Source organism: Bartonella taylorii (genome assembly GCF_023920105.1).
GTDB lineage: Bacteria > Pseudomonadota > Alphaproteobacteria > Rhizobiales > Rhizobiaceae > Bartonella > Bartonella taylorii.
In genome coordinates, this window is sequence record NZ_CP083693.1 from 1709285 (window position 1) to 1729286 (window position 20002).

Below are 20002 nucleotides of genomic sequence, written 5' to 3' on the forward strand. Positions count from 1 at the left end.
TTTTCCAATTTATATTACACTTTTAGAGTTACAGAGACCTTAATGGCATTTCTGGACCGCATTTAATGCAGCGGTGACCCCTTTTAAGGAATAAGTGTAAGTAGTATGGGTTCCCCGTTTCGAGATCGCTTTCACTGTCATATTTCTTCCAGCACGCATAGCAGAAACAAGTTGTTTTTCTGATTCTGGTGATGCCAACCAAGCGGAGGAATCCTTTGTAAAAAAATCAAAATTCTTCTCTCCAATGGTCACAATAACTTTTGACCCTTCTTTAAGAGTATAACCAGCCATGAACTGTGGTTCAAATGAGACAGGCGAATTCGAGCGCTTGGTTACCAAAAAGAAATTATCGCCATGATTAACCGTCGTTGGAAGTGTCTCTAAGGGAACTGACAATACGTAGCAAATTGTATTTTTTGGCGATTTATAAGAATAAGCTCCCCAAGCCTCAAATTGGTTTAGACGGCTTGGCGCTTGCGCACATACCGCTCCAGCCGTCACCAGAACCATTATAGATGCAGCAATAAAAGTCTTTTCAAACATCTTCATTTAACTCACTTCTTTAGTCTCTCACAAAATTTCTTCATTGAAAAAGCTCAACAAAAGCTCGTCGACGCCTTAATATAGCTATCACACTCCATCAATTGGCAAAATATTTTTGCAATAATTTAAGAGCAGATTTATTTACATTCAATTGTGACCCTTCAGTTGTTACTCAAACATGAACTCTTTATTCAATAACTAGACTAAGAAAACAATATACAGCTTGCCGAATATCACTCATAAAATTAACACACTCAATGCATTTGGTTAATAAAAATTGCAAAATACCCCCCTACTTATAGTGTGTCCATAAAACGTATTCAATATCGTCTTGATACCACCTTTTCACAATCTTAAAGTCTTTTTGCAAAAAATTATCAAATATTATCAGAATATTTACTATACAACATAGAATGTATAGCCTTAACCACTCTATGTAATTTTGCCTGCTTTTATACTATTTATCCTTACTATACATTCTACCATTTTCAATTGCCAATTTCTGAAATGTTTTCAACAACCTACATCCGTCTAACCATATTGTTTTGATGTATTTCTTTTCATAGCTGTTCCTAAACCCGTCATCTTAATAGTTTTTTAAACAATCCCTTAATCAATTAAACCGTGATTGAACAAGCTTGTACATGCATAAAAAATCCTCTTGCTCAACCCAAAAACTCTCATTTTCATTATTACCGTACAAAATTGTTTTTTCAGTATCGACTCTATGCAGCAGCTGATACTTAAAACAAATCTGCCCTTAAACAGTTGGCCTCCTTCACCATCTTATATAAAGAAATGATAACCCTTATCTTACTTTAACACCTAAATACCAACATTATTAAAAAATATTCAAACCACACTGATTAAGAAAAAAGACTAATCCGTGATGCCCCTCACTAATTAAATAGACCTAAAAGCGTGATAATTAAGAGCTGTATACATGAAAAATAACAAAAGTCTGTGTTTTTTTCTGTCTTCTTCTGTTTTTTAAGATGAGAAGTTCCTTAATAATAATTTCTTCAACATCATATGATACCATTAGTGATTCTTGGCTTTTTAAGCGCAAATTATGCCATTTTCCAATTCTCTTTGTTATAAACTATTCGCAACACACCCTATTGTCTTTCAAGCGGCATTTGATTCTGAGTTCTGAATCAATAAAGCATAAAGCGCGCTGGCGTCATAAGTGTTGCGCAATTTTTGAACAACATCAGCATGACGCAAAACACGCGCAATCTGCGACAAAGCTTTTAAGTGGTCTGCACCTGCGTTCTCAGGAGCTAAAAGGAGAAAAACAAGATCAATAGGTTCGTCATCGAGAGCTTCAAAATCAACGGGGCTTTCAAGGCGTGCAAATATACCAATGATACGGTTAATACCAAGCAGTTTTCCATGAGGAATCGCAATACCACCACCCAACCCCGTTGAACCTAATTTTTCACGTTGCAAAACAATATCAAAAATTACATGTTCACTAAGACCTGTCAGCTCAGCAGCTTTTTCGGCTAAAATTTGCAGAACTTGTTTCTTCGAATTTGCTTTAAGGACCGGAATAATTGCTTCCGGTGCAATTAACTCACTCAAATTCATACTTTAATTTTCCTTTTACACGCTCAAATGCTCACCAATAAATCTGTAAACAGTCCAGATACCTAAAGTTCTTTCATTTTTTTGCATCATCGCATGTGACTTTACTTTTCAATTTATAATGGGTGATAGTTCAATTCATCACATATCACTCTCAGCGCAACAATAAATAGTACTCAGATCCTCATTAACAGCACGAGAAAACAAGGAAATAAGGTTGTTCATAAAATTAAATTCCCTACAATAGGAGCAAAGATCATCATTCATAAATTTAATGACCTTTCCGTTACAAAAGTTGGTGTACAATTCTTTACCAAACCTTTCCCTTCCTTTTTAAAATTAGCTCCTATAAAATGAGAAGCATATCAAGACAAAATAGTGCTTTACCTCGACAATATACTGTGTAGCTTGAGTATTGCCCGACAACGACAATCCAAAGGCTTTAAATCGTTCAATAGTTATTTTAAAGAGATTCACAGATTTTATCTGATATCCGCAGTCGTGCTCCTGCTTTTAAATGTGCAATGCAAACCACCGAAATACCACAAATCCTATTTGACAACCATAATATATATAACCCATGGCGTTACCATCAAAATATCTAAAACAGCATCCTCGATATATTGTTTAATTCAACAGTGAAAAGCATTATTAATATCTACGTAACTTCCAACAACATGCGCATTTATTTACAGCCTCGTTTATCATTCATTATCAGGTTAATCCAGTGATATCTTTTCCATGATACAAACAAAAGCAAACTAAACCGATAACATAATAGAATCATTATACTTTGATGAGTTCCTTTTTCATAACCCAGAAAAAACTCAGTTTAATATTATAGTCATAAAAGAAGTTTTGGCATAAATAAGGAACTTCTCAGCAATAACGCGATAAATACAATCGTTAGAGAAAGTTTTATTGCGTAATCAAACTAAAAACACCTATTCTCCATTTTGTCCTCCAACAACTGTATCCCCTTATTTTATTTGCAGCTCTTAACAATAACATCACAGTTTCATATACTGGCACCATTATCATACTAATTGCCAGTTCCCAATATTGTTAACTATTTTTGCATTGAAACGGTTCATGAGAGGTATTTTTAATCCTTTCTTAAACGGTTTTTAACTGATTCATCATAAGAAGGTTCGAGATAAAAAATCCTTACTGTATTCGTATCTTTCATTCAACAAGCAAAATACTAAATTATCATTTACAAATAAATCTGTTATGACGAAATGAGTAACAATTTTTTTTGATTTCTTGAACATGTGAGAATAGCACTTATACTCATCACGTTGATCCGTTTAAGCTTAAATGAAAACGCATAAAAGCTGTAAAATCAGAGAGAAAATTGATTTCCTAAATAAATTCTGCGTACATCAACATTGTTAATAATATCATTAGGACAGCCGTGCACTAACACTTGTCCCGCATGAATGATATAAGCGCGGTCGACAAGTCCCAATGTTTCGCGCACATTATGATCCGTTATCAAAACACCAATTCCACGTCGTGTTAAATGACGAATAAGCTGCTGAATATCAAAAATGGCGATAGGATCAATTCCTGCAAATGGTTCATCAAGTAACATAAAATTTGGGCGAGAAGCTAAAGCGCGCGCGATTTCAAGTCGCCGACGCTCTCCCCCTGATAAAGAAAGAGCAGGCATTTTGCGTAAATGATCAATTTTAAACTCATGCAAAAGATTCTCTAACTCTTCACGTCGTTTAAGGTGATCTTTTTCAACTACCTCTAAAACAGCTTTAATGTTATTTTCTACTGAAAGACCACGAAAAATAGAAGCTTCCTGCGGAAGATACCCAATACCCAAACGAGCACGTCGATACATCGGAAGATGCGTGATATCAAAGCCATCAATTTTAATGGACCCTCCATCAGATTTAATGAGTCCCGTAACCATATAAAAACAGGTTGTTTTCCCCGCACCATTGGGACCTAAAATGCCAACAGCCTCTCCAGTACGAATGCCAAAAGAAACACCATTAACAGCCTGTCTTCCACGGTAAACTTTAATCAAATGACTGGCAATTAAAGTCCCCTTTAAGCGCTTTTTTAAAGCTTCACCTGCAAGATCATGTTTGTCCGTCTGTTTTTTTCTTTTGATTCCAAACATGAAATCTTAATGGCCATTCTGTTGACTTTGTTTAAAAATGATAGAAACACGGCCCTTTTTCTCAGATGTCTCACATCCTTCTAGAAAAGCCTTTCCGCTTTTCATATCTGCCGTTAATTTGCACCCCTTTGCTACATTATCACCGTCAGTTAACACAACATTCTTCCCTGTCAAACTCATTATTTTCGACTTTCCATCAAAAACACCTTTATCACCAGTAGCGATTTGTGTAGCAATTTTTATATAAACTTTTCCTAAAGCTTCCATTTTCTTAATACTTGTCGAGCCAAACCAAGCAGGTGATGATGCCTTCGTATCTACTTGGTTCTTATCAGCGACTTTATGCGCTTTATCGTAGTAAACAATTAATTTTGCTGTTCGCAAAAGACGTTCGCCTTGAACCACCGAAACATCACCATTAAAAAGCGCTATCCCCTCTTTATCACGTATTTCTAAAGAATTTGCATAGAGTTCTAACGGTTCTTTGTCATTTGATAAATTAATCCCAAAATGGGCACCTTCAGCATATCCCAAAACTGTTCCAAACCCTAATATGCCCATGCTCAAAGCCAAAGTTACACCCATCCATTTTTTGTATGAATCCCTCAGCTTCATCTCATCACTCTCATATTCTTCTGTTCATATATACACATACTTCTTTTTCATAAAGATCACTTAAGATTCGTATCGATACTCTCTCATTGTTTATCAAACACTAAATGTACACCACCATGAAAGTATATATTTTGTCCTTTTTCTCGAATTTGCAAAGCATTTGCTGCAAGATGTAAACCTGCGCGCTGAATATTGACGGGTTGTTTTGTATTTAATTGCCCCTCTGATAAATTAATATCTGCTGCTATAAACTGTGCAATCATTCCGTCATTTGTTGTAATGGTGAATGGCTTATCCAATTGTAAATAACCATTAATATTATCGTAAGATCCCCCTTGCGCATCGAGAAAAACGCGCTTTTGTTTGCCCACAGATACCTCGGCCGTAATGTTTTGCAACCCAATTACTCCAGAACGTGTACGATCTTGAAATGCCTCTTCTGCTTTAAGCCAATAAGGTTCATGAGAGCGCGTGTAACCTTCTAATTTTGGATTGCGCATTGTTAATTTCATTACCCCTTCCTCTTCGCTATTCAAAGTTACAGGGTCAGAAGCAACGGGAGTAAAGGAAAATGTAAACCAGCAAAAAACGAGCACTGCCACCAGTGCTAAGAGAGGTAAAAAAAACTTTAATATGCTAATGCGACGCGAATGACGAGATGCTTTTTTAAAAACATCACCAAGAGATGATTGCGTTGAAAAGCCTTCATAATGATTGTGTATGGACATACTCTCCTAATCTCTTAAATGTTCCGCGTTTTTCAATTTGTATACCCCCTATAAGGTGTATTTTAAAATTTTGTTTCTTGCAATTTGTTTTTTCTTGGTTTTATTTTGCTTTCAACCATTTATATATTGTAATGTGCATACATGGAATGCACAATTATAGAAAATCTTTTTGTGTGAAAGTGAGGCTATTTTGGTTAAATCAGAGCTTGTGCAAATTATTGCCCGTCAGAACCCGCATCTCTTTCAGCGTGATGTGGAAAATATTGTGAATGCTATTTTTGAGGAAATTGCGACAGCACTTGCGAATGGCAATCGTGTTGAACTTCGCGGATTTGGAGCTTTCTCAGTCAAAAGCCGCTCAGGCCGTAACGGCCGTAACCCCCGAACAGGTGAAGCTGTTGTCGTTGAAGAAAAATGGATTCCTTTTTTCAAAACTGGCAAGGATTTGCGTGATCGTCTTAACCAATGAGTAAACTTATGGCAATCAAACGTATCCTTTTAGCAATTATTGTAGTGATTCTCACAGCATTTTTGCTTGCTGTTATTGTAGCTAATCGTCAAATGGTTACATTAACCCTTGATCCTTTTCAGATCAGCTCTGGGAATTTTACTTATCACGCTCCTTTTTTTATATGGTTCTTTGTTTTTTTCGGTCTTGGTATTTTATTAGGGGTCTTAATAAATTGGTTTGCATATCATAAATGCAAAAAAGCTCTCAGAAAAAGTAAAGCTGAGCTCGAAAAATTAAAAATGTCGGTCACGGATATAATATAAGGGTATTTTAGTAAAATCTCTTCCTTATAGTGTTTAATACAGAGTAAAAATATTCTTTTTCTTTTTTTCTATACATGTTTTAATTGATCCTAGCCTCTTTGCACTCTTACGAGAAATTCAATAGCTTTGTAACATAAATTTTAAAAATACTTGTATCGTGATACCACACATGCCTGCACAATGCTTTAAACCTAACCATAATGATAGATATCCGCAGGAAAAGTTACCTCTTATTTTAGAAACAGGTATGAGTGCAAATTATGCTCTCATTGACTCTGGCAATGGGCAAAAATTAGAGCGTTATGGAGCTTACCGCATTATTCGTCCTGAAGGTCAAGCACTATGGAAACCCGTTTTATCACAAGAGCAATGGGCTGATGTTGATGCTATTTTCACAGGCAATCGAGATGAAGAAGGAGTTGGTCGCTGGCATTTTCCTAAAAAACCGCTTGGTGAAACTTGGCCACTGTCTTGGAATGGACTGTCCTTTCTGGGTCGTTTTACTTCCTTTCGTCATGTGGGAGTCTTTCCTGAACAAGATGCCCATTGGCGTTTTATGGAAGAACAAATTGTAAAAACAACACGTCCAATCAAGCTGCTCAATCTTTTTGGCTACACAGGTATTGCCTCTCTGATTGGAGCACGTGCTGGCGCAAATGTTACACATGTTGATGCATCTAAAAAAGCTATCGCTTGGGCAAAAGCTAATCAAGAAAGAGCAGGATTATCAGATAGCTCTATTCGCTGGATCTGCGATGATGCCGTAAAATTTGTCGAACGCGAACTGCGTCGGAAAAAAAACTATGATATGATTCTTCTCGACCCTCCTGCCTACGGGCGTGGACCCCATGGCGAAATTTGGCAACTGTTTGATCATTTACCAGCTATGATCACAAACTGTCGTAAACTTCTCTCCGATAAACCTCTTTCTATCGTACTTACCGCTTATTCTATTCGTGCTTCCTTCTATGCACTTCACACTTTAATGCGTGATGAATTCATAAATTTTGGTGGTACGGTTGAATCAGGAGAACTAATCTTGCGTGAAGAATCCGCGGGACGCGCCCTTTCCACTTCTCTTTTTAGCCGTTGGATTGCCTGAATATGTGTATACCAAAAATCGGTAAAGTTAAAGAAATAAGCTCCCTTAGCAATCCTATCATCAAGGACCTTCGAGCACTTAGCCAGAAGAAAAACCGTAATCGAGAAGGTCTTTTCATGGCAGAAGGACTGAAATTGGTGATTGATGCTCTCAATCTCGGCTGGACAATACAAACACTCATTTTTTCTAAAAGCAAAATGGAGAACACTGCTATCGAAAACACCGCTGCGCGCACTGTGGCAAATGGCGGTTTTGTCATTAAAGCCTCACAAAAAGTGATGGAATCCATTACCCGTCGCGATAATCCACAAACAGTTATTGGTATCTTCAAACAACAGTGGCAACCACTTGAAATGATAAAAGGACAGGTCAATGACGTTTATGTCGCGCTTGATCGAGTGCGTGACCCTGGAAATCTTGGCACCATTATTCGCACTGCCGATGCCGTAGGAGCTAAAGGTGTTATTTTGATTGGCGAAACAACAGATCCCTTCTCACCCGAAACAGTACGTGCAACAATGGGATCAATTTTTTCCATTCCACTTTATCGTTTTGGTGAAAGCGCCTTTCTAAACTGGTCTGCTCACTTTAAAGGCATGATTATTGGCACGCATCTCAAAGGGTCTACCGATTACCGTACAATTGATTTCAAAGGCGGCCCTATTATACTTTTAATGGGAAATGAAAAACAGGGTTTACCAGATAGCCTTGCGAATCGTTGTGATAAACTCGCGCGCATTCCACAAAGTGGACGCGCTGATTCGCTTAATCTAGCGATAGCAACAGCTATTATGCTTTATGAAATCCGCCGCCCTTATTTAACACTGGAGCATGTGAGGCTAGAATATGATACGTAAATCACTTCCTTTTTTTCTCCTTGGCTTGGCACTTACAATAGGGTTTGATCAAGCAATCAAATACTGGGTTATGCACAATATGCCTTTAGGAACAGCACAACCACTTCTTCCTTTTCTTTCCCTCTATCATGTGCGTAATTCTGGTATTGCATTTTCGTTTTTTTCTTCCTTTTCTCACTGGGGACTTATCGCCATTACATTCGTTATTATTGTTTTTCTTTTATGGCTCTGGAAAAATATTGAATATAATAAGTCTTTAACGCGCTTTGGTCTTACCCTTATTATTGGCGGAGCTATAGGAAATCTTATTGATCGTATCCGTTTCCACCATGTTACTGATTATATACTCTTTCATATCGATGATATTTTTTATTTTGCTATTTTCAATCTTGCAGATAGTTTTATCACACTTGGTGTCATTGCTATCCTTATTGAAGAATTGCGTATCTGGATAAAAGCAAAACGTCCTTCCAATCATACATTTTCCAAATAAGAGCCTATTCATCGGCTCAAAATAGTTATATTTTATACAACATATTTATAAGATGTGCACAGCTTTATTTCTTTATTCTGAATTAGAAAAAACCGTTCAATAACAAGTCAATAAATGAATTGTTATATGTCTTGGAAATGCTGTTTTTAAAAGACTCAATATGCCTTTGGTAAATCGTGCAAGAACAAATACAAAATTGGGAGATTTGACAAATAGAATGATCGTATCCTCATTTTACCTTTATAAAGGTAAAGGTGGTCTTGCCCAATGGATTTTACGTTATATCACTCATGTGAGAAATAAAAATCTCATATCTTAACCATTTCTTTCACACAAAATATTACAAAAGAGACTTAGTGGTTTTATATTACAAAAAAGACTTTTCCTTACCAATTTGTAAGGTTTCTTTCCTAGACAAGTCTCTTGTAATTTTAAAATAAATCTCCATAATAAGGGGAGGTATGCTGGATTCCGCCAGCGGCGCCTGGAGTTGGTTGTATATGCTAAGATTAAGAGGCTTGTACAAGACTCCTTTTCGTGACGACAGCGATTCTTTTCAACTCCAATATCTGGCGGAACATATGCTAAAGGACTTTATATTATGGCTGATTTCAAAAATTTACGTTCGGCGTCTGTTTCCCGTGCCGATACATCAATTGATCAAGGATTGCGCAGCTATATGCTGGGCGTCTATAATACAATGGCCATTGGTTTGCTTATTACAGCCGCTGCTGCTTACGCAATTGCATCATTAGCAACGACAACAGATATGAGCCAGGCAGCCGCTCAAATCAATAGCAGTGTTTACTTAACCTCGTTTGGAGTAACATTTTATACATCGCCACTCTCTTATATTTTTATGTTTGCACCACTTGTGGCAGTATTATTCCTCAGTTTCAAAATCAACACGTTGAGTACAAGTGCAGCCCGCAGTCTCTTTTTTGGTTATGCCGCTCTCGTTGGGCTTTCACTGTCCTCAATCATTTTGCGCTATACAACAGAAAGTATTGTGCAAACATTTGTCATTACCGCTGCTGCTTTTGGCTCTCTTTCACTTTATGGTTATACAACAAAGCGTGACCTTACGGCCATGAGTTCATTCCTTTTTATGGGTTTGATAGGTTTGTTTTTTTCTATGATTGTGAATATCTTTCTTGGATCAAGTGCCTTGCAATTTGCTATCTCCGTGATTGGCGTGTTGATTTTTGCTGGTTTAACAGCTTACGACACACAGAGCATTAAATTGATGTATTACGAAGGAGATGAAAGTGACACGAAAGGTCGTAAGATTATTATGGGTGCACTGAATCTTTATCTTGATTTCATCAATATGTTTGTCTTTTTGCTACAATTTCTTGGCTCAAACCGTGATTGATTGCAAAATCAAAGTTATAGCTCAATTAAAGAACCTTGTTTCTAAAAAGAAACAAGGTTCTTTTGTTTTTAGCAAAAATGCTTACACTTTACCTCTTAGTACAACACACTTCATAAAATGACAAAGACACCTTATAAACAAAAATTTCCTCAGTTTACCGCATTTATCCAGCAAAAGCTTCGTAGTTCCCTTTTACATACAATTCGCAGCTATTCTCGTCATCGATCAGAGATAATCAATCAGAACAATAACTATGATCTTACTGTTGCTTCCTATAATGTTCATAAATGCGTAGGTGTTGATAAAATTTTTAATCCTGCGCGTATTGTACGTGTTATTGCTGAATTACGCGTTGATATTCTTGCCCTTCAAGAAGCAGACAAACGTTTTGGTGAACGCATTGGCTTGATTGATCTTCAACTATTAAAGGCCGAAACAGGTCTGATTCCAGTGCCCCTGAATACCATGTCACCTCAAGGGCATGGCTGGCATGGTAACGCTCTTTTTTTGCGAAAAGGACATGTACGCGATATCTTACAAGTCACTCTTCCTGGTATTGAACCACGTGGTGCTGTGATTGTAGAGTTTGAAATGGAAGTAGGCCTTATACGTATTATTGCCGCTCATTTTGGCTTATTACGCCATTCTCGTAATCAACAAACAAAAACGCTCCTTGCACTTCTGCAAAAACGCCCCCTTATGCCTACACTCCTCGTTGGGGATTTTAATGAATGGCGGATGGGAAAAGGCTCTTCTTTAAATCATTTCTCTCCCTATTTTGATAGCACACTTGGAACTGTACCAAGCTTTCCTTCTCGCTTTCCCTTTTTGGCTCTTGATAGAATTCTTGCTTTTCCCCATCAATTGCTGACAAATATTGAAAACCATCATTCACCACTTGCACGTATTGCTTCAGATCATTTGCCTATCAAAGCTTATCTTGACCTTGCCAATGCAATGACCATTCTTAAAAACAAAATAAGCGAAAAAGGCTAATGTGCCTCATCCCAATTTTGAGCAACCATTACTTTTACTTCAAGTGGTACAGACAAAGAAAAAACCGGCATTGTAGCATTTTCCATAACCTTTTTAACAACAGCCATGGTTTTTTCACTTTCGTCTTCTGGTACCTCAAAAATGAGTTCATCATGCACTTGTAGCAGCATCTTTGCCGATAGTTTTTCTTTTTCCAAAGCTTCTCCCATTTGAATCATGGCACGACGAATAATATCCGCTGCTGATCCTTGAATCGGTGCATTGATAGCAGCACGTTCATTAAAAGAACGAACTTGTAGATTAGCTGCTTTTATTTCCGGATAATGGATACGGCGTCCAAAAATGGTCTCTACATAACCATTTTGGCGTACAAATGTTTTAGTCGTCTCCATATAGTCTTTAATTCCCGGAAATCTTTCAAAATAAAGTTGAATATAACGCCCAGCTTCCTGCCGTGAAAGACCCAATTGATTGGCTAATCCAAAGGCTGAAATGCCATAAATAATGCCAAAATTAATCGCTTTTGCACGTCGTCGTATATCTGAGTGCATTCCCTCTATAGGAACCTCAAACATTTGCGATGCCGTTATAGCGTGAATATCCTGACCTTGGGAAAAAGCTTTCTTTAACGCCGTAATGTCGGCAATATGTGCAAGAATGCGCAATTCAATCTGGCTATAATCAGCCGATAGTAGCACATGTCCTTTTGGAGCGATGAAAGCCGTGCGTATTTTACGCCCTTCAGCAGTCCGCACTGGAATATTTTGTAAATTGGGATCTGATGATGACAACCGCCCCGTTGATGTTGTTGCCAAAGAATAATTGGTATGAACACGCCCTGTTTTTGGTAAAATGTAAGAAGGTAGAGCATCTGCATAAGTGGATTTTAGCTTTGCAAGTTGACGCCAATCAATAATTTTACGAGGTAAAATATGACCTTCAGCAGCTAACTCCTCTAAGGTCTGCGCAGAGGTTGACCACTGTCCACCCTTGGTTTTAGCACCTCCAGGTAATCCCATTTTGCCAAAAAGGATATCACCCAATTGCTTTGGCGAGGAAAGATTAAACTTTTCATCAGCCAACTGATAAATTTCCTCTTCTAGAAGAAAAGCAGCCTGCGCTAATTCTCCTGAAAGACGCAATAAAATCTGTCGATCAACAAGAATTCCGCGTTCTTCCATTCTTGCAAGAACTTCTACCAGTGGTCGATCAAGACGTTCATAAATTTTTGTCATCCCTTGCGCTACAAGTTGCGGTTTTAAAACTTGCCACAAACGCAGTGTTACATCAGCATCCTCTGCTGCATAAAGAGTTGCCTGTTTTAAATCCACTTGCGCAAAAGAAGTTATCTTTTTTCCGTTATACGTTAGATCTTTGTAAGCAATCGGTTTATGTCCAAGCCAACGCTCAGATAAATCGTCCATATTATGTGTTAGTGTTCCTGTATCTAAAACATATGATAAAAGCATGGTGTCATCAAAAGAGCGTATCACAATGCCGTATTGCTTCATCACCAACCAATCATATTTTATATTCTGACCAATTTTTAACACCGACTGGTCTTCTAATATCGGCTTTAAAAGTGCCAAAGCTTTTTGTACCTCAATCTGCTTGACAATGCGCCCACCGCCTAAAAGATTATCTCCTCCTTCAATATGTTCAAGGGGTACATAAGCAGCTTCTCCAGGCTGTAATGCCAATGAAAAACCAACAAGCTTTGCTTGCAGTGGATCAAGAGAAGTGGTTTCAGTATCAAAAGCAAAGAAGCCTTGCTCTTGTATTTTTGACAACCATTTTTTCAAGATTTCTTCATCAAGAATAGTCGTATAGGTATCTCTTGTAATTTTTTGGGTAAGAGCTTGATCTTTACGTTTTTGTGCTAAACATTGTGGAGAATTTTCAGAAAAATCATGAAAAGATGCTCCCTCAACTTTTTTAACATAAAAATCACGCCCATGGGCGGGTTTTTCCCACTCAACATTTATATCGAGTGCATCAATAATTGCTGCGTCACATTCTGTTGTCGCTGCTACACGACGTGTTAATGTCGTAAATTCCATCGCTTTAAGAAAAGCGATTAAGCGTGGACCATCTTGTGATTCTAAAACAAAATCATCTAAATTATTATCTACAGGTACATCTGTTTTAAGCCGAACGAGTTCGCGAGAAATTTTTGCTTGTTCACTATAAATTTGAATATTTTCACGTCGTTTTGTTTGTTTAACTTCTGTCACTCGCTGTAACAAAAAATCAAGAGAATCAAATTGATCTAACAATTGGGCTGCAATTTTGGGACCAATGCCCGGAATTCCTGGAACATTATCTGTCGGATCTCCAATCAAAGCCTGCAAATCGACCATTTTTTCAGGAACTACACCCCATTTCTCTATAACCTCAGAAATACCGATATGCTTATCTTTCATTCCATCATATAAAGATACATGCGTATTTACTAATTGCATAAGATCTTTATCAGAAGAGATAATCGTTGTTTTTGCCCCAATCTTTGTTGCCAGTGTTGCATAGGTAGCAATTAAATCATCCGCTTCAAATCCTTCCTTTTCGATACAAGGCAAATTAAAAGCCCTTGTTGCTTGGCGTATTAGAGTAAATTGAGGAATAAGATCTTCAGGAGGTGTCTCTCGATTAGCTTTATATTGTGGATAAATTTGTTTCCGAAATGTATCGGATGAATAGTCAAAAATAACAGCAAAATGCGTTGGAACAACGCCGGTAGCTGTATTACGGGCATCACAGAGCAATTTCCACAGCATATTACAAAAACCAGCTACAGCTCCCACAGGAAGCCCATCCTTTTTACGCTTTAAAGGTGGCAAAGCGTAGTAAGCACGAAAAATATAACCCGATCCATCAACCAAAAAAAGATGATCTGTTGCTTTCATGACAATTTCATTTCTCCATTTCAAAAAAAACATTCACTTTTATATATTTTTTTCACTCTCATTTTTAAAATTTATCAATCTGCCTCTAAAAAGCCATTTTTTCTTTTCATAAAGCATGAAGTCGTTACGGCTTATGTTTAGTACCTAGAGCTTTTCTTTGCTGTTACAGGATATAATAGCTTTCATTTTGCTCCTCCTATGATAGCTGAGGTACTATGTAGCGACAGGGTCGTTGTGGTGTTCCCCTCCCCACAACGACCGTATTTTTTTGAGGAACACACTTCTAGAGGCTCTGTTCTTCCTAGGCTTTCAAATAACTTTTTCAGGAAAAAGATGGTCGAGTTATTCAGGAACTTCAAAGTCATTCCACAGAGCTTTTTTACCCATTTTATTGATAAAATCAGCATGCATACTTCTTTCTTGTGCACTTAGTCTTGAAGGTAAAGGCTGTGGGCGAAATTTAACTGCGTAGAGGGCATCTTTGTCATTTTGAGTATCCTCATCAATGCTCTCCCTGTTATCAAAACCCAATACGCCCTGCTTTCCACCAATGAGTTCAATATAAACATCGGCAAGAATCTCCGCATCAAGCAAAGCACCGTGAAGAACACGATGGCTATTATCAATTCCAAAGCGTTTGCACAAAACATCAAGAGAATTAGGGCCCATGGGAAATTTACGCCGCGCCATAGCCAATGTATCAAGAATGTTATCAACGCTGATAAGTGGTTTATTCACTCGTTCTAATTCTGCATTAAGAAAGCCAATATCAAAACTCGCATTATGCGCAATCATTGTTGCGCCATTAATAAATTCCAAAAACTCATCAGCAATATCACTAAAGATTTTTTCATTCTTTAATCGTTCATTGGTCAATCCATGAATTGCTACAACTTCATCAGGAATAATAACGCCTTGCGGATTCAAATAAACATGGAATCGGTGTCCTGTAAGATAACGATCAATCATCTCTACACAACCGATTTCGATTATGCGATCTTTCTCTTTATCTAAACCTGTTGTTTCTGTATCAAAAACAATTTCACGCATTATTTTACTTCTTTAGCAAACTTTTTATCAGGCAAAAAACTTGTTGACGTGTATTCTCTAAATTTTTTCCTGTATCAATAATAAAATCAGCACGTTCTCGCTTTTTTTCATCAGACATTTGTCTAGCATTGATCAAGGCAAATTTTTTTTTATTCATATTTGGACGAATCATTACACGCTTTTTTTGTATTGCTCGTGGAGCAGAGACAACAACTACACTGTCTACACGTTTTTCACTCTTCGTTTCAAAAAGAAGTGGAATATCAAGAACAACTAATTTTTCTCCTTTTTGGCGCGCTGTATCAATAAACTCTTTTTCTTTTTTTTTGACTAAAGGATGAATTATTTTTTCTAATGTTTGTAATTGTTCATTATTGTTCATCAAAATTTCAGAAAGCTTTAGGCGATTAACTTTACCATTTTCAATAACAGTAGGGAATGTACGTGCTATGAGTGATAAAGTTGGTTCACTCTCGTAAAGTTTGTGTACCGCTTCATCAGCATTAAAAACAGAAATACCAGCTTGTTTGAAAAAATCAGCAACTGTTGATTTTCCCATAGCAATTGATCCAGTAAGTCCTATGATTTTCATTCCTTTTCTTCACCCATGTCCTCTAAAATTGCTGCTCGTAACGCCTTTGTAACCTGTGGTCTTATTCCAAACCATCGTTCAAAACCAGGGACAGCTTGATGTAAAAGCATACCAAGTCCATCTACTATCCTTAAACCATGTGCTTTTGCTTGTTGTAAAAAAGGCGTTATCAATGGTGTATAAACAATATCTGTTACCAACGCTGATGTTTTTGTTTTATGAAAATCGCAAAAAAAAGAAACACCTTTATTCTCGTGTGGATTTGTCATCCCCACAGAAGTCGTGTTGACAATTAAATCAGCTTGGTAAAGTATTTCACTAGAACAGTGCCAATCATGGGCTTTAACAGGTTTTCCAAAATGTTCGGCTAAATCATCTGCCCGTTTTTTTGTACGATTAGCCAAGAAAATACGTTCAAATCCACGCTCCTTTAAAGCATATAAGATTGCACGTGCAGCACCACCAGCACCAAAAACAAGAGCTGTCTCCCCAACCCAATCAGAAATAGAATCATCAAGATTAGCACTGAAACCATAAGCATCAGTATTTGTGGCACAAAGTTTATCCCTTTCATACCATAGTGTATTAGCAGCACCAATCATTGTTGCTACATCATCTTTATAATTAGCTAAATGAAAAGCTTTCTGTTTATGTGGCAGAGTAACATTACCCCCACAAAAACCCCTCTTTTGTATAGATACAAGAAAATCACTAAATTTTTCAGATGTTACTTCTTGTGCTAGATATTCGCCTTGTAAATTATATTGTTTAAGCCAAAAATTGTGAATTTTTGGCGACTTTGAATGATGAATAGGAGTGCCAACAACAAAAGCGCGTGGATAAATTATTTTTTCGCGTTTTATTGTAAAGTTAACCATCAATAATTCCCAAATGACGTAATTTTGCTAATAAAGGTAACAAAGGTAAACCAATAATAGTAAAAAAATCTCCATCAATTTTTTCAAAAAGATGGATTCCTTCCCCTTCAATTTGATAAACTCCCACGCTGTTAAAAACAGCTGTTCCCACACGAGCTAAATAACGTTCAATAAATTCTGATGAAAGAGGACGTACTAACATATACGCACTAAAAGCTTCCACCCAAATTTCTTGGCCATTCTGAAATAAAGCTACTGCACTATGAAGAGCATGGGTTTTTCCTGATAGATCAGATAAACGTTGATGTGCTTCCTTGCTACTTGTGACTTTGTGAAAAACCTGTCCTTCCAAATCAAGTACTTGATCACAACCAATGACCAAAGCATGAGGAAAGCGATCAGAAACATTTTTTGCCTTTTCACTTGCAAGAAAACAACTGAGTTCTTTAGGAGTCTTTGTTTTTCCTATTTTTTCTACTTCTCTTTCATCAAAAGAAGCTCCTTCAATTAAAAAATTTAAACCTGCTTTTTTCAATAATTGCGCACGATAGGAACTAAGGGATGCTAAGATTAAAGTATCTGCTAGCATGAGAGTCTTCTTTTATTTTCCTTCACGAAATCGCGATAAAAGTTCAAATATAGCTGCAGCCGTTTCTTCAATAGAACGTCTTGTGACATCAATAATAGGCCAACCAAAACGTTCACAAATACGTTTTGCATAAGTCAATTCTTCAGCTATACTGATACGGTTTGTATAACTTTCAAGGGCAAAACTATTCCCCAAATCCCGATTTTGACGAATATGTGAAATTCTTTCAGCTGAAGCTATTAAACCAATAATCAAAGCATTTTTTGCTTCCAAAAGGGCTTCTGGTAAACCAATATTCGGAATAAGAGGAACGTTAGCTGTTTTAATTCCACGATTTGCTAAATAAATACTTGTAGGCGTTTTAGAAGTTCTCGATATTCCTACAAGTATCACATCCGCATCCGATAAATCATTGGAAGACTGTCCATCATCATGCTCTATTGTAAAATCAAGTGCTTCAATACGGCGAAAATAATCTGCATTGAGATCATGTTGCGCACTCGCACGTAAATTGGTCGGCATTCCAAGATATGTCTGAAAAGCATCTAGAACAGGATGCAGTATGTCAATACAGGGAACTTTTATTTTTTCACATTTTTTCCTAAGAAGGAGTTTTATTTTTTTATCAATGATTGTGTAAAGAACAATACCCGGCTCTTGCTGTATTTCATTAAGAGCTCTCTCCAACTGTGTTTCATTACGAATCATCGGATAAATATGCTCTATTACTTGGCTCATTGTGTATTGTGAAGCAACAGCTCTACCAACAGAAATTAATGTCTCTCCTGTTGCATCAGAAAGCATATGTAAATGAAAGGATTTTTTTTCTTTTGTCACAAAAATTTTAACTCCTTGTTAACAAATGTGCATATACCCCGAGTTTTTTTATAAAATTAAAATTTAGGAAAAATTTTCCATTATTATGCACAAATTGAACAGTTGTGATAATTTAAATCCTCTTATGAGAGAAAAACGAGGATAATACCTTCAAAATAATGTTTTACTTCTTTTTTTTCCATTTTCTTTTGTGGATAAAATAGAGGATAAATAAAGTATAAATAGTAATCCACATTAAACACAGGTTTAAATAAGAAGAATCCTTCCTTTTAAAAATTTATTAATATAAAAAAATCTGGAAAAAATAAAAATAATTTTGAATAATAATTTATTAATGATACAAGTTAAATCCAACCTTTTTTAGAATTATAAGATAAGTTTACTTTAATCTATGAATAATGATATTATTATATAATTTTCCTTAAATACTATTAAAATGTCTTATGAAATGACACATTTTTGAGTGTTTTAATTTATATAAGCAATTTTTTTATAGAATTACTTAATTTTATATGAATATAGTTCATATAAATGGTGCTTGCAGATTAAAAAAATTAAGTGTATAATGTGTTTTTCTTACAAGAATGTTCCATTCTCTAAAATTTCCGTAAATTAATTTAAGGATAATCTCCCGTCACTCTAAAGAGCATATTTCATGCAAGAAATGAAACTACAAGAACTTAAAAGTAAAAATCCCGTTGAACTTGTCTCTTTTGCTGAAACATTGGAAGTTGAAAATGCTTCTCTGATGCGTAAACAGGAATTAATGTTCGCTATTTTGAAAAAACTTGCTTTGCAAGATGTAGAAATTATTGGCGAGGGCGTTGTTGAAGTTTTACAAGATGGATTTGGATTTTTGCGGTCTGCTGATGCTAATTATCTTCCAGGACCTGATGATATTTATCTTTCTCCGGCACAAATTCAATCTTTTTCTTTGAAAACAGGGGATACCGTTGAAGGTCCTATACGAAGTCCAAAAGAGGGAGAACGTTATTTTGCTCTTCTTAAAATTAATACAATCAATTTTGAAGATCCTGAGAAAATTCGTTATAAAATTCATTTTGATAATCTCACTCCCCTTTATTCTAATGAACGTTTTCAAATGGAAATACAAGATCCTACAGAGAAGGATATGTCATCACGGGTGATTGATTTAATATCACCTTTGGGAAAAGGGCAAAGAGGATTAATTGTAGCACCTCCGCGAACAGGAAAAACAGTTTTACTACAGAATATTGCTCATTCTATTACGACTAATCATCCTGAATGTTATCTTATTGTTCTTTTAATAGATGAACGACCAGAAGAAGTTACTGATATGCAGCGTTCTGTACAAGGAGAAGTAGTTTCTTCTACTTTTGATGAACCAGCAATTCGTCATGTGCAAGTAGCTGAGATGGTTATTGAAAAAGCAAAACGTCTTGTTGAATATGGGCGTGATGTCGTTATTCTTCTCGATTCTATTACACGTCTTGGACGTGCGTATAATACGGTTGTTCCTTCATCAGGTAAGGTTTTAACAGGTGGTGTAGATGCAAATGCGCTACAGCGTCCAAAGCGTTTTTTTGGTGCAGCACGTAACATTGAAGAAGGTGGATCTTTAACCATTATTGCAACGGCTTTGATTGATACTGGTAGTCGTATGGATGAGGTTATTTTTGAAGAATTTAAAGGTACTGGTAATTCGGAAATTGTTCTTGATCGTAAAGTTGCTGATAAGCGAATTTTCCCAGCTATGGATATATTGAAGTCAGGAACACGTAAAGAAGAGCTTTTAGTAGCACGGCAAGATTTACATAAAATTTTTGTACTTCGTCGTATTTTGGCGCCTATGAATGTAACAGATGCAATTGAGTTTTTGATTGATAAATTAAAACAAACAAAAAACAATAGTGAATTCTTTGATTCAATGAATACGTAGAAGTATTGGATTTTTTTGA

At 36.5% G+C, this 20002-nt stretch carries 19 protein-coding genes; 8 read left to right on the forward strand and 11 right to left on the reverse strand.

Annotation, left to right across the window (positions count from 1 at the left end; translation table 11 throughout):
* Positions 1–39 precede the first annotated feature (39 nt).
* The 5 genes from LBE40_RS07250 to lptC all read right to left on the reverse strand — a co-directional run bounded on the left by LBE40_RS07250 (position 40) and on the right by lptC (position 5616).
* Complete coding sequence (locus LBE40_RS07250; protein WP_004858105.1) at positions 40–543, reverse strand: invasion associated locus B family protein; 504 nt, start codon at positions 541–543, stop codon at positions 40–42.
* Between the two features lie 1128 nt (positions 544–1671).
* Positions 1672–2136 (reverse strand): PTS IIA-like nitrogen regulatory protein PtsN, encoded by a 465-nt coding sequence (gene ptsN, locus LBE40_RS07255; protein WP_004858102.1) that lies wholly within the window; start codon positions 2134–2136, stop codon positions 1672–1674.
* A gap of 1342 nt (positions 2137–3478) precedes the next feature.
* Positions 3479–4273, reverse strand: a complete 795-nt coding sequence (gene lptB, locus LBE40_RS07260; protein WP_004858101.1) for an LPS export ABC transporter ATP-binding protein — start codon at positions 4271–4273, stop codon at positions 3479–3481.
* A 6-nt stretch (positions 4274–4279) separates the two neighbouring features.
* Entirely contained in the window at positions 4280–4888 is a 609-nt protein-coding gene (locus LBE40_RS07265; RefSeq protein WP_004858099.1) for an LptA/OstA family protein, read from the reverse strand.
* An 83-nt stretch (positions 4889–4971) separates the two neighbouring features.
* A complete protein-coding gene (lptC, locus tag LBE40_RS07270; RefSeq protein WP_004858097.1) occupies positions 4972–5616 on the reverse strand; it encodes an LPS export ABC transporter periplasmic protein LptC in 645 nt (214 codons plus the stop codon).
* A 190-nt stretch (positions 5617–5806) separates the two neighbouring features.
* On the opposite strand from lptC, the gene ihfB reads away from it, so the two are divergent.
* From ihfB to LBE40_RS07305, 7 genes are all read left to right on the forward strand, one after another.
* Positions 5807–6085, forward strand: a complete 279-nt coding sequence (gene ihfB, locus LBE40_RS07275) for an integration host factor subunit beta (protein ID WP_004858095.1) — start codon at positions 5807–5809, stop codon at positions 6083–6085.
* 8 nt (positions 6086–6093) lie between these two features.
* Positions 6094–6390: a lipopolysaccharide assembly protein LapA domain-containing protein gene (locus LBE40_RS07280; RefSeq protein WP_004858093.1), complete on the forward strand. Its 297-nt coding sequence runs from the start codon at positions 6094–6096 to the stop codon at positions 6388–6390.
* Between the two features lie 169 nt (positions 6391–6559).
* Positions 6560–7492 carry a class I SAM-dependent methyltransferase gene (locus LBE40_RS07285; protein ID WP_004858092.1) on the forward strand — a complete coding sequence of 311 codons (933 nt, stop codon included), beginning with the start codon at positions 6560–6562 and terminating at the stop codon, positions 7490–7492.
* 2 nt (positions 7493–7494) lie between these two features.
* Positions 7495–8349, forward strand: a complete 855-nt coding sequence (locus tag LBE40_RS07290) for a TrmH family RNA methyltransferase (protein WP_004858090.1) — start codon at positions 7495–7497, stop codon at positions 8347–8349.
* Positions 8339–8842, forward strand: coding sequence for a signal peptidase II (lspA, locus tag LBE40_RS07295; protein WP_004858088.1), 504 nt, complete (start codon positions 8339–8341; stop codon positions 8840–8842). The genes LBE40_RS07290 and lspA overlap by 11 nt, the downstream gene beginning before the upstream one ends.
* A gap of 601 nt (positions 8843–9443) precedes the next feature.
* Complete coding sequence (locus LBE40_RS07300; protein WP_004858086.1) at positions 9444–10217, forward strand: Bax inhibitor-1/YccA family protein; 774 nt, start codon at positions 9444–9446, stop codon at positions 10215–10217.
* A 117-nt stretch (positions 10218–10334) separates the two neighbouring features.
* Positions 10335–11213 (forward strand): endonuclease/exonuclease/phosphatase family protein, encoded by an 879-nt coding sequence (locus LBE40_RS07305; RefSeq protein ID WP_004858084.1) that lies wholly within the window; start codon positions 10335–10337, stop codon positions 11211–11213.
* Here the strand turns inward: LBE40_RS07305 and polA are convergent.
* The 6 genes from polA to LBE40_RS07335 form a co-directional block, all read right to left on the reverse strand.
* Positions 11210–14116, reverse strand: coding sequence for a DNA polymerase I (polA, locus tag LBE40_RS07310; RefSeq protein ID WP_004858081.1), 2907 nt, complete (start codon positions 14114–14116; stop codon positions 11210–11212). The genes LBE40_RS07305 and polA overlap by 4 nt on opposite strands.
* Positions 14117–14458: 342 nt before the next feature.
* Positions 14459–15166 (reverse strand): DNA polymerase III subunit epsilon, encoded by a 708-nt coding sequence (gene dnaQ, locus LBE40_RS07315; protein ID WP_004858080.1) that lies wholly within the window; start codon positions 15164–15166, stop codon positions 14459–14461.
* A gap of 4 nt (positions 15167–15170) precedes the next feature.
* A complete protein-coding gene (gene coaE, locus LBE40_RS07320; RefSeq protein ID WP_004858079.1) occupies positions 15171–15758 on the reverse strand; it encodes a dephospho-CoA kinase in 588 nt (195 codons plus the stop codon).
* Complete coding sequence (locus LBE40_RS07325; protein ID WP_004858077.1) at positions 15755–16636, reverse strand: shikimate dehydrogenase; 882 nt, start codon at positions 16634–16636, stop codon at positions 15755–15757. Before LBE40_RS07325 ends, coaE begins: the two co-directional genes overlap by 4 nt.
* Positions 16629–17225, reverse strand: a complete 597-nt coding sequence (locus LBE40_RS07330; protein ID WP_004858075.1) for a Maf family nucleotide pyrophosphatase — start codon at positions 17223–17225, stop codon at positions 16629–16631. The genes LBE40_RS07325 and LBE40_RS07330 overlap by 8 nt, the downstream gene beginning before the upstream one ends.
* Before the next feature lie 12 nt (positions 17226–17237).
* Complete coding sequence (locus LBE40_RS07335; protein WP_004858073.1) at positions 17238–18062, reverse strand: pyruvate, water dikinase regulatory protein; 825 nt, start codon at positions 18060–18062, stop codon at positions 17238–17240.
* Positions 18063–18717: 655 nt separating this feature from the next.
* Between LBE40_RS07335 and rho the strand changes: the two genes are divergently transcribed.
* Positions 18718–19983 (forward strand): transcription termination factor Rho, encoded by a 1266-nt coding sequence (gene rho, locus LBE40_RS07340; protein ID WP_004856222.1) that lies wholly within the window; start codon positions 18718–18720, stop codon positions 19981–19983.
* Positions 19984–20002: the final 19 nt, after the last annotated feature.